Origin of the sequence: Dokdonella sp., assembly GCF_036518555.1 — a bacterium.
In the GTDB taxonomy this organism is placed as follows: Bacteria; Pseudomonadota; Gammaproteobacteria; order Xanthomonadales; family Rhodanobacteraceae; genus Dokdonella_A.
Genome location: NZ_DATDMY010000035.1, coordinates 1 through 11,481 on the forward strand (window position 1 = coordinate 1; position 11,481 = coordinate 11,481).

Annotated in this window: 6 protein-coding genes; 3 read left to right on the plus strand and 3 right to left on the minus strand. The window is 70.4% G+C overall.

All coding sequences use genetic code 11. From position 1 onward, the window contains the following. Window positions 1–201 precede the first annotated feature (201 nt). Window positions 202–1,698, plus strand: coding sequence for a hypothetical protein (locus tag VI238_RS02235; protein WP_331647992.1), 1,497 nt, complete (start codon window positions 202–204; stop codon window positions 1,696–1,698). Between the two features lie 13 nt (window positions 1,699–1,711). On the opposite strand, the gene VI238_RS02240 is transcribed toward VI238_RS02235, so the two are convergent. Next, entirely contained in the window at window positions 1,712–4,090 is a 2,379-nt protein-coding gene (locus tag VI238_RS02240; RefSeq protein ID WP_331647994.1) for a winged helix-turn-helix domain-containing protein, read from the minus strand. A gap of 201 nt (window positions 4,091–4,291) precedes the next feature. Here VI238_RS02240 and VI238_RS02245 point away from each other — a divergent pair, with 201 nt between their 5' ends. Together VI238_RS02245 and VI238_RS02250 are read left to right on the plus strand one after the other, a co-directional pair. Further along, the gene (locus tag VI238_RS02245) at window positions 4,292–7,705 is read left to right on the plus strand and encodes an Ig-like domain-containing protein (protein ID WP_331647996.1); all 3,414 of its coding nucleotides are present in this window, start codon (window positions 4,292–4,294) and stop codon (window positions 7,703–7,705) included. A gap of 307 nt (window positions 7,706–8,012) precedes the next feature. Then, entirely contained in the window at window positions 8,013–9,323 is a 1,311-nt protein-coding gene (locus tag VI238_RS02250) for a metal-dependent hydrolase family protein (protein ID WP_331647998.1), read from the plus strand. Window positions 9,324–9,808: 485 nt separating this feature from the next. On the opposite strand, the gene VI238_RS02255 is transcribed toward VI238_RS02250, so the two are convergent. Continuing rightward, window positions 9,809–10,267, minus strand: a complete 459-nt coding sequence (locus tag VI238_RS02255) for a carboxymuconolactone decarboxylase family protein (RefSeq protein WP_331648000.1) — start codon at window positions 10,265–10,267, stop codon at window positions 9,809–9,811. A 41-nt stretch (window positions 10,268–10,308) separates the two neighbouring features. Continuing rightward, window positions 10,309–11,202 carry an RNA polymerase sigma factor SigJ gene (gene sigJ / locus VI238_RS02260; RefSeq protein WP_331648002.1) on the minus strand — a complete coding sequence of 298 codons (894 nt, stop codon included), beginning with the start codon at window positions 11,200–11,202 and terminating at the stop codon, window positions 10,309–10,311. Window positions 11,203–11,481: the final 279 nt, after the last annotated feature.

Here is an 11,481-nt window from a genome sequence, read left to right on the forward strand (position 1 = left end):
AGAGAGCATTTCGAAAGAAAAGCTTTTCCTCCGTGTGCTCTGTGTGCTCCATGATTCAATCTTTGAATCGCTTTACCTTCGTGTCCTTCGTGTCCTTCGTGTTTCAGTCTTTCGCTCCGTACGCGGACCCTGTGTCACAACGAGTGCCCGAACGGCGTTACAGTGGTGACCGGTTCGATGCCGGAGACGCGGGGAGCGCGCATGAATCGCACGACCGTTCTCATCCTGCAGTGCACGTTCGCCGCGACCGCGCACGCGCAGCACGAACACGCCTCGCATCCCGCGCCCGAGGTGCTCGGTGCGGTGATCTTCCCGACGACCTGCGCGGCGAGCGTGCAGCCGCGGTTCGAGCGCGCGCTCGCGCTGCTGCATTCGTTCACCTACGCCGAAGCCGAGAAGGGTTTCCGCGATGTCGCCGCCGCGGATCCGACCTGCGCGATCGCGCACTGGGGCATCGCGATGTCGCTCTACCACCAACTCTGGGAAGCCCCGGCACCGGCGGACCTCACGAAGGGTCGCGCCGAACTCGACGAGGCGCGCCGCCTCGGCACGGGATCGCCGCGCGAGCGCGCATTCATCGAGGCGGCGGCGGCGTACTACACCGACTACGAGCGCGTGCCGCAGGCCACACGCGCGAAGGCGTACGAACGGGCGATGGGCGACGTCGCCGCGCGCTTCGCCGATGACCCGGAGGCGCAGATCTTCCATGCGCTCGCGCTCGTCGCGACCGCGCCGCCGACGGATCGCACGCATGCGAACCAGAAGCGTGCGGCCGACATCCTCGAACCGCTCTACCGCCGCTATCCGCAGCATCCCGGCCTCGCGCACTACCTCATCCATGCCTACGACAGCGCCGAGCTCGCGCCGCGCGGCCTCGATGCCGCGCGCGCGTACGCAAAGATCGCGCCGTCCGCGCCGCACGCGCTGCACATGCCCTCGCACGTGTTCACGCGGCTCGGCGACTGGAACGACTCGGTCGCCTCGAACCTCGCCGCACGCAAGGCCGCGCACGACGCGGGCGATGTGGGCGAGGAACTGCACGCGATGGATTACCTCACTTACGCCTACCTGCAGCTCGGCCGCGACGCGGACGCGAAACGCGTCGTCGACGATCTCGCCGCGATGCACGGCCTCGGCGCCGGAAAATTCAAAATCGGCTACGCCGCGAATGCGATGCCGGTGCGCTATGCGATCGAGCGTCGCCAGTGGGCCGAGGCCGCAAAGCTCGAACCGCTGCCCGATTCCGAGCCGCACGCCGCCGCGATCGTCCATTGGGCACGCGCGGTCGGCGCAGCACGTGGCAAGCATCCGGAGGACGCTGATGCCGACATCGCGGCGATCGACGCGAGCGTCGCGAAGCTCGACGCGGCCGGCAACACCTACTGGGGGACGCAGACGCGTGCGCTCGCCGACTCCGCGCGGGCGTGGCAGCTGTTCGCGAACGGCAAGACCGACGAAGCGATCGCGCACCTGCGCAGCGCCGCCGACACCGAGGATGCCGCTGAAAAGCTGCCGGTCACGCCTGGCCCGATCGTGCCCGCGCGCGAGCAGCTCGGCGACTTGCTGCTCGAAGCGGGTCGCCCTGCCGACGCGTTGCGCGAGTTCGAGACTGCATTGGCCGGGGCGCCGGGTCGGCGAGGCGCATCGGTCGGCGCTGAACGGGCGCGACGCGCGTCACAGCCTGCGCGCGCGACGTAACGCCGATTGCGCCTCAGCGCGTGGCCAGGGGTGCCCCCGGCGGCGGCGGCGCGAGTTCGCCGCGCGTGACGTCGACGAGCGCGTGGTAGCGCTCCCCCGCGAGTTCGAGACCGCGATCGAAGGCGGCGCGCGCTGCGACGCCTTGTCCGCAACGCAGCAGATAGCGGGCCTTGACCAGTTGGTACAGGTAGCCTTCCTGCGCCGGCAGCGTAGGTTCTCCGAGCAGTGCTTCGACCGCGCCGAGGTCGCCCTGGCGGAACAGGACGTCGCTGTAGTCGGCGAGCATCTGCTGGTTCAAGCTGCCACTCGATCGGGCGGAACGCCAGACGCGACGGTAGCGCTGTGACGCCTGCTCGAGTTGCCCGTCGTGCGCCGCCAACAGCGCCGCCGCATGGTCGGCGAATCCACTCGCGTCGGCGTGCGCACGAGAGATGTCCACGAGCGTCGCCGCCTCCGCGCGCGCGCGCTCGACGTCACCATCGTTGAGGGCGGCATACGCGAGCGCCAGGTGGACCGCGGCCATCGGATCCTCGGGGTCGCTCGTGCGACCGACGGACAGGGCTTCGCTCCAGCTCGCCATTGCGTTGCGGTAACGGCCGCCTGCGGCATCGATGATCCCGAGCAGGGCGTACATCGACGCGCGCGCACTGGCAGGGGCATCGCGAAGCGCGCGATGCACCGTTTCGCGCGCATCCGACAGCTTGCCCACCTGGATCGCCGCCCAGGCCGAACTGAGCAGCGAGGACCGCAGCGCGGCCGGATCCTGCTGCAGCTCGGCGGCCGCGAGCGCCTCCCGAGCGGCGTCGTTGGCCTCGCGGTATCGACCGCTGGCACCGAACGCCTTGCTGATGCTCGACAACGCGCGCGTCTCACGGGCGCGGTCGCCGCGAGCACGGCTCAAGCGCAGCGACGCGCGATAGTGGTTGAGGGCGTCGTCGAGCCGACCATGCCCCGCTGCGTGGCGGCCGAGATCGTGCTCGACGTCGGCTTCGCTGGCCGCGTCGCCGACCAGGCGATACAGCGTCAAGGCCCGGCGCGCGAGCTCCTGCGCCGTGGCATCGTCATCGGCGTTCATCGCCAGCAGCTGGCGCAGCTGCAGCGCGCGGGCCTGCAGCCAGTGATCGGACGTGGCGGCCGCGGCTTCTTCCGCCGCAGCGACCTCGGTCGCCGCGGCTTCGTCCTCACCGAGGTCGATGTGGCGCCTGGCGAGCAGGAGGTGCGCGTTCGCGCGCTGCCAATCGTCGATCGCGGGCAACGCGAGCGCCGCCGCGACGTGCCGGCGACACGCCTCGTACCGCTCGAGCGCGCAAGCGGTGCTGCCGAGGTCGGAGAGGATCTCCGGATCGTTCGGCGTGGCCGCGTTCAATCGCTCGAGCGCGTCATGCGCGTCGCGAATGCGACCCTGCGCCTGCAGGGCCAGGGCCTGCGCGAGCGCATCCGTGCCCTGGACCGCAGCGGCTGCACCGCGCGGGCGGCCGAGTTCAGCGAGGGTTGCGTCGGCCAGGCGGCCGAGGGCGCGATCGAGCCGGGCGTCCTGCACCGGCGCCAGCGCGTGAATCCCGTCGGACCGGTGGAGGACCGCGCGCGCCGATATCCCGTCGCCGCCCCTCTGCACGTCGACGACCAGCACGTCGCTCGCGCCTGTACTCCGGCGCAGTCGCTCCGGCAATCGCGCGACGTCCTCGCCCTGCACGCCGGGATCGGCCAGGGCTCGCGCGACCGCATCGATCGTCAGCACGACGGGGCCATCGGGCGCGGCGACGAGGTCGCGGCGCAGCAGCTCCAATGCGCCCAGATCGTCGAGCCGGGACGATCCGCTCGCAGTCGAATCGCCGGGCAGGATCGCCAGCCGGGGCCGATCCGCGCCGCCGCCTCCGAACGCCGCCCACAGGATGGCAGCCGCGATCGCGAGGCTCGTGCCCGCCGCGAGGGCGCGCGGGAGGAAGCGCCGACGCGACGCTCGGACCGGCGCAGGCGTGGCGATGGCTTCGGGTTCCGTCGGTGCGGCATCGACGCGCACCGCGTCGGCGTGCGCATCGGGTGCTTCCGGCGCTGGCGGTGCCGGCGCGGCGGGGTCGGCGGGAATCACCTCGGTCGGTGCGATCCAGCGGTAACCGTGCCGCGGCAAGGTACGTACGGCGTCGCGCGCGCCGGCGTCGAGCACCCGTCGCAGGCGAAGGATCGCCTGGGCGACCGTCGTGTCGGCGACGTCGACCCTGCCCCAGACCCCGGCGATCAGCTCGTCGCGGCCGACGGCACGGTCGCGATGGGCGACCAGGTACGCGAGCAGGTCGAACACCTTGGGCTCGACCGACAGCAGGGCGCCGTTCCGATAAAGCTCCCGCTCGGGGACCCGCAGCTCGAAATGATCGAATCGGTACCGCGCTGACATCGCCTCACACCCGGGCGCTCGCGGAACGGCGGGGCCCGCCGATGCCGTCACAAGCGCCCTCAAGACCAGGATTCTAGCGTTCCGTCATCCTTCGGTGAATGTTTCGTCATTCCCCCCGAAACGGCGCGCCGCACGCTCGCAACGATCGGACGCACGCACCGGCCGTCGGTGCGCGTCGCGACGTTACAGGGGAGATCCGAGATGTCGATGTCGCCGTATCGCCAGGCTGCCGCGCTGGCGGTGTCCTTGTTGCTGCAATGCCCGCTCGCGCTGGCCCAGTCGAACGACAACTGGTCCGGCGCCACCGTGATCGGTTCCCTTCCCTTCGCCGACCTCGGGGTCGCTACGAATGCGGCCACGGTGGAGGCGACCGATCCCGTGTCGATCTGCTTCGTGGGTGCGTACGGGAGTACCGGGCGCGGGACGGTCTGGTATCGCTACACGACGGGTCCCCAGGTGGAGTACCTGAACCTGTCCACCCAGGGCAGCGACTACGACACGGTCGTCAACGTCTACACCGGCTCGCCCGGGAATTTCACGCAGGTGATGGGCGGCTGCAACGACGACGGCGTCGGCATCACCCAGTCGCTGATCGCAGGACTGCGCCTGCAGCCTGCGACGACGTACTCGTTCGAGGTCTTGTCCCACGGCACGACGACGTTCGGCGGCACGCTCAACTTCGCGGTCGGCGCCGCGCCCGTCTATGCCGTCACCGTGCAGAACGACGCCGCCCTCACGCTCGCGGGCTGCCCGGGCGCGGTGTGCTCCCTGCGCGCCGCGATCAGGAAAGCGAACCTCGAACCGGGTGCGATCCTGCTGCCGGCCGGCGTCTACACGATGACCCTGACCGGGTCGGGCGAAGACGGCGCGGCCACCGGCGACCTCGACATCCACGCGAGCATGGGCATCTACGGGTCCGGCGTGGGCCAGACGATCATCGATCCCGCCGCGACGCTCGCGCCCGGCGTGTTCCCGAACGAACGCACGTTCGACATCGACCCCAACGGGAGCGGCGCCAACGCCGCGACCGGGCGCATCACCGCGAACTTCGCCGACCTCGAGATCCGCAATTCGGGCGGTTCGTCGTTCTTCGGCGACGGTGGCGCGATCCGCGCATCGGGCAACAACCTCGCCAACAACGACTTCGTCACCCTCGATCACGTCAAGATCGGCAACAGCCGGTCCGCGCTCAACGGCGGCGCGGTCGCCGATTCCGGCCGCATGATGATCGCGGACAGCGAGTTCAGCGGCAACAGCGCCGGCAGCACGGGCGGAGCGCTCACCCTCGGCCCCGCGTTCGCGGGCGGGGACTCGACCGTCGAGATCGCGCGCAGCCTCGTCGCCGGCAATACCTCCACGGGCGGCTTCAGCGGCGGCGGCGGCATCAAGAGCACCGCGGGATTGCGCGTGCTCGACAGCACGATCACGGCCAACAGCACGCCGTACCACGGTGGCGGCATCTACCTGACCGGAACGGCGACGGTGGAGATCCGCAGCAGCACGATCGCCGGCAACCGCGCGGCATCGGGCGGCAGTGCATCGGCCAACGGCGGTGGCCTGCGCGTCGATGGCGGGAACGTGAGCGTCCTCAACAGTATCCTCGGTGACAACCAGCGCGGCACGCCCGCCAGCAGCACCGCGGACGATTGCACGGCCGGCGGAGGCACGCTGGTCGGCGGTTACGACGTCATCGAGGCCGGCAGTTGCGTGTTCAGCGGCAACAACCTCACCGGCGTGGATGCGGGCCTCGACGTGCTCGCGGACAACGGTGGCCCCACCCGCACCCTGAGCCTGCTCGACGCCAGTCCGGCCCTCGACGCGGCCGACCCGGCCGGCTGCACCGATTACCGCGGCAATGCGCTCGCGACCGACCAGCGCGGCCCGGGCTACGCGCGGGTTTCCCATGGCCGATGCGACATCGGCGCGTTCGAGCGCCAGGTCGCGGCGTCCGCCACCACCCCGGGCACGCCCGACATGCGCGCCGCCGACGACACGGGCGCCTCCAGTTCGGACGACATCACCCGCGTGGCCGCACCCGGCTTCGTCGGCACCTGCACGGACGGCGATACGGTCGTGCTGGTCGTGGACGGCGTCGCGACCGCCTCGACCCAGGCCTGCGCGAGCGGTGGATACGTCCTCGTTCCGGCCTCGTCCCTGACCGATGGCCCGCACGCGATCGCTGCGCGCGCGACGCAGGGCGCCAGCACCTCGGCCGACTCGGCGTCCATCGGTGTCGTGATCGACACGATCGCTCCCGGCGTCACGATCGCGTCGGCCCCATCGGGCAACGTCGTCGACAGCCAGGCGACGATCCAGTTCAGCACCGACGCCGGCGCCACGACCACCTGTTCGCTCGACGGCGCTGCCGCGAGCGCTTGCAGCAGTCCAGCCACCTTCACCGGACTCGCGCCCGGTGCGCATAGCGTCCTCGTGCGCGCGAGCGACGTGGCCGGCAACAGCGCCAGTGCGTCGGCCTCCTGGACCGTCGTGCTGCCGGACGCACCGGATGCGCCGTTGCTCGATGCGGCGAGCGACACCGGCAGCTCGAGCAGCGATGGCATCACGCGAGCCGATCCGCTCGTGCTGCTCGGCAGCTGCGCCGACGGCGACAGCGTGCGGCTGGAAGACAACGGCAGCCCGCTCGGCTCGCCGGCCGTTTGCGCGGGCGGCTACGCGATCCCGCTGGCCGGGGTCGCGGAAGGCGTGCATGCGCTGCGGGCTCGCGCGACGCGCAACGGCCTCACGAGCGCGCCGAGTGCCGCACTCGACGTCACGATCGATCGCAGCATCGATGCACCCGTGGTCACGGCCGGGCCGAGCGGCGACGTGGTCGACTCCGCGGCGACGTTCGCGTTCGTGCTCGATGCGGACGCGACGGCGACGTGCGCGCTCGACGGCGGCGCCGCCGCGCCCTGCGCGGACACCGTATCGTTCCAGGGCCTGGCCCCGGGCCCGCACCAGCTCGCGATCGTCGCCCGCGACATCGCCGGCAACTCCGGCAACGTGTCGCGCGACTGGCGCGTGGTGCTGCCGGCAACGCTCGCCGCACCGCAGCTCGCGGCCGCGAGCGACAGCGGCGTGTCGAACCAGGATCGCATCACCAATGCCGCCACGCTCGTTCTCGCGGGCACGTGCGTCGACGGTGACAGCGTGCAACTCGACGACGCGGGCGTGCCGGTCGGTACAGCGATCCTCTGCGGCAACGGTGGGTACGAGGTCAGCCTGGACGGCGTGGCGGAAGGCACGCATGCCTATGCGGCCCGCGCGACGCGCAACGGCCTCACGTCGGCCGAAGGCGGCGCAGTCGACGTCGTCGTCGATCGTCATGTCGCCGCGCCCGGCCTCGGCGGCGAAGGCGGACCGGTCGGACCGGACACCGCGGTCGGCGGCACCACCGAGCCGAACGCCTCGGTCGCGGTCCACGAAGGCACGCTGCTGCTCTGCACGGCCACCGCCGATGCGAGCGGCAGTTGGACGTGCACGCTGCACTTCAGCGCGGGTGGCGTGCACGAGATCGATGCGACCGCGGCGGACGTCGCCGGCAACGTCAGCGTCCCGTCGAGCCCGCTCGCGATCGACGTCGACCTGATCTTCGGCGACGGTTTCGAGGGTTAGTCGAAGCCGCGCAAGGAATTCCTCCCCCCTCTGTCCGGATCCTTGCGCGGCTTTTTTTTTACATCGGGAGAGTCCTGCGGCATTGCGCCTTTCGCCGCACGGCGACCGGCCGAGCTCGATGCGCGCCCGGCCCGCCGTATCGGACAGGTGGTCCGACGGCGAGCGGGGAACCTGGCGCAGCGCTGCGACGGGGACGCGGGCGGGCCGCCACGGCGGCACGCTCGCTCGCCGTCCCGTCGCACGCCCGCATGCCGTTCCGCATCGGCTCGATCTACACTGCAGACCCACTCCCCCGGGGAATCACGTCATGCAGCGACGCATCGCATGGGTTGCGGGTCTCGTGCTGGCATCGGCGGCGCAGGCCGCAAGCGATGGCACCGCGCCCGGCCCAGCCGCCGTCACCACCGTCCTCAAGGCGGCCCATCTGTTCGACGGCAGGAGCGGCACCCTCGCCTCGCCCGGCCTCGTCATCGTCAAGGGCGACCGCATCCTCGCCGTCGGCAAGGATGTGGCGGTGCCTGCGGATGCGAAGGTCGTCGATCTCGGTGACGCGACACTCGTGCCGGGCTTCATCGATGCGCACACGCATCTCACGATGGACCACGACGACAACTGGGAGAAGGCGTTCTACGAGAACACCTTGCGTTCGTCGGTGGAGCAGTCGTACCACGCGGAGGCGAATGCGCGCGCGACCTTGCGCGCGGGCGTGACCACGGTACGGGACGTCGGCGGCGCCGACTTCATCGACGTCGCGCTGCGCAACGCGATCCGCGATGGTCTCGCGGAAGGTCCGACGATCGTCGCGGCAGGGCATGCGATCGGCTCGACCGGCGGGCATTGCGACAGCTCGCCCGCGCCGCCGGACCGGCTGCGTCCGGCGGGCACGATGGAAGGCGTGTGCAACGGGCCGGAGTCGTGCCGCCTCGCGGTGCGCGAGCAGATGAAGTACGGCGCGGACGTGATCAAGATCTGCGCGTCGGGCGGTGTGCTGTCGGAGTCCGATCCGGTCGACGTGCCGCAGCTCACGCCCGACGAGTTGCGCGCGATCATGAGCGAGGCGCACGCATGGCGACGCAAGGTCGCGGCGCATTCGCACGGCGACCTCGCCGCGAAGCAGGCGATCGAAGCCGGCATCGATTCGATCGAGCACGGCAGCTTCCTCACCCCGCCGACCTTGCAGCTCATGAAACAGAAGGGCGTCTACCTCGTGCCGACGCGGATGACCCAACTGTGGGTGAACCGCAAGGCCGACACGTATCCGCCGAAGATCGCGGGCAAGGCACGCGCGGCATACGCGGCGCACGGCGAGATGATGAAGAACGCATTGAAGATCGGCGTGCCGATCGCGTTCGGCACGGATGCGGCGGTGTATCCGCACGGGATGAACGCGGAGGAGTTCGGCGACTATGTCGACCTCGGCATGTCGCCCGCGGCGGCGTTGATGACGAGCAGCCAGGGCGCGGCGAAGCTGCTCGGCGTCGACGGCGACAGCGGCACGCTCGAGGCGGGCAAGTACGCCGACATCGTCGCCGTGCCCGGCGATGTGCTCGCGAACATCCGCGCGACGGAACATCCGCTCATGGTCATGAAGCACGGCAAGACGGTGCGGATGGATTGAGCGGCTTTCGCCTCTCTCGTTTGCGGGAGAGGCCGACGCGCGCAGCGCGGCGGGCGAGGGAAAGGCGAAGCGCGCGCTTGCGGGCGGAACGGCTGTGCTCCGCTTGCCCTCACCCTTCCCTCTCCTGCAGGGGCATAGGGTGGGACGCAGCGCGCGATAGGCCGCGGCTTTCGCGGCAGTGTCGGTCGCGCGTCCCACCGTTTCATACGGGCGGAGCGTCGTTGAAGGAGCATCGCGGCTTCAGCGGCTTCCCGCGACGCGCTCTCCGCGCTTTGAAGCCTCACACCCCACGAAACGATAGCCCGCCCCGTGAGCGACCGCTGTCGCGGAGCGGTCCGATGGGTGCGGTCGCGCACAGGGTGCGCTCCTACGGGCGTTGTCCGTGTGGGCGCGCGGTGACTCGCCCGGCGGGACTCGCCGCTCGTGCGGCTCGACCCGCCCTACGATGGCGTGCGGCGTGAGGCGTGCACCGCACGCCTACGCGATCAATGCGACATCGGCTTGTAATGCCCGCCGATCGTGCGGGCGGCGACGTTGATGCGATTCCAGCTGTTGATCGTCACGGTGAGCAGCGTCAGGTCGACGAGTTCGGCCTCGTTGAACACCTTCGTGGCCTTCTCGTACAGCGCATCGGACACGGGTTCGGCACCTTCGAGTTCGGTGAGTTCCTCGGCCCACTGCAGCGCGACCTGTTCGCGTTCGCTGTAGAGCGTGGTTTCGCGCCATGCGGGCAAGAGGAACAGGCGCTGTTCGGTCTCGCCAGCGGCGCGCGCGTCCTTGCTGTGCATGTCGAGGCAGAACGCGCAGCCGTTGATCTGCGACACGCGCATGAGGACGAGCAGGATCAGCGGTTGTTCGAGGCGGCCGGCGTCGTGGACGCGCTTGCCGAGATCGATCAGCGGCTGCATCGACGCGTAGTGGCGCTGGATGGCGAAACGGGTCATGGAAGGCTCCTTGGCACTGCGTGCAGCCGGGATCGGCCGCTTCAATGCAAGGACGCCGACGCGGCCGGATTCGTGACCGCGTGGATGCGCGCGAGCTTTTCCGGATGACGCAGTGCATGGATCGCGGTGATGTGTTCGTCGTCGCACTCGATCCACATCGCACTCGCGAGCGAATCGCCGTGGAGCATGAACAACGCGGGCGCGCCGTTGAGCGTGGTGAACTCGTAGCGCACGCCGGCGAGGTTGCGCGCGAGCTGCAGGTACAGGCGCGCGAGGCGGTCGGCGCCATGCAGTGGATGCAGCGTCGCGCGCGCGACACCGCCGCCGTCGCTGACGTGCACCGCATCCTCGGCGAACAGCGCGCGCAACGTGTCGAGACGCGGCTCGGCCATCGCGGCGACGAAGCGCTCGAGCAGGCGCCGCTGCGCAGCGCCGTCGACCTGGAAGCGCGGCCGCCCTTCGTGCAGGCGCGCCTTCGCGCGATGCACGCGCTGGCGGCATGCGTCCTCGGCGATGCCGAGGATCGCGGCAGCTTCGGCGTGGCTGTAGTCGAATACCTCGTGCAGCAGGAACGCTGCGCGTTCCTCCGGGCTCAGGCGTTCGAGCAGGAGCAGGAACGACAGGGTCAGCGACTCGCCGCGCTCGAGCGTCGCGTCGGGCGCATCCGCCTCGTCCGCGAGCGGTTCGGGCAGCCATGGCCCGACGTAGTGCTCGCGTTCGGCCTTCGCGCGGCGCAGGCGATCGAGTGCGAGGCGCGTGGTCACGGTGACGAGCCAGGCCTCCGGATCGTCGAGCGCCACGGGGGCCTGCGCATGCAGGCGCAGCCAGGCCTCGTGCACGACGTCCTCGGCGTCCGCGGGCGTGCCGAGCATGCGATAGGCGAGCCCGAACAGGCGCGCACGGTGGGTTTCGAACAGGGTCGTTGCGGCATCCACGGGCATATTCTCCGTCAGTCGATGCCTGGACGCATGGGGGCGCGGAAATGTGACACCTCCCAGCGATGCCGCCTCTCCCGCTTGCGGGAGGGGACGACGCGCGCAGCGCGGCGGGTGAGCGAATGCGAAGCACGGCGCGCTCTTGCTAGCCGCGCTCCGATGGCCCTCACCCTGCCCTTGTAAGTTAGCTTTTACCCGCACCAGACCGATTGCCCTTGGATCTCGAAGATCGTGGGAGAGCGTGGGTCGGTGCGGGATTCTTTTCCTCACATCCCGAAC

Excerpts from the sequence above, each read along its gene's own strand:
- VI238_RS02240 (WP_331647994.1), bottom strand. The coding sequence starts at position 4,090 with ATGTCAGCGCGGTACCGATTCGATCATTTCGAGCTGCGGGTCCCCGAG.
- VI238_RS02235 (WP_331647992.1), top strand. The coding sequence starts at position 202 with ATGAATCGCACGACCGTTCTCATCCTGCAGTGCACGTTCGCCGCGACC.
- VI238_RS02245 (WP_331647996.1), top strand. The coding sequence starts at position 4,292 with ATGTCGATGTCGCCGTATCGCCAGGCTGCCGCGCTGGCGGTGTCCTTG.
- VI238_RS02255 (WP_331648000.1), bottom strand. The coding sequence starts at position 10,267 with ATGACCCGTTTCGCCATCCAGCGCCACTACGCGTCGATGCAGCCGCTG.
- VI238_RS02250 (WP_331647998.1), top strand. The coding sequence starts at position 8,013 with ATGCAGCGACGCATCGCATGGGTTGCGGGTCTCGTGCTGGCATCGGCG.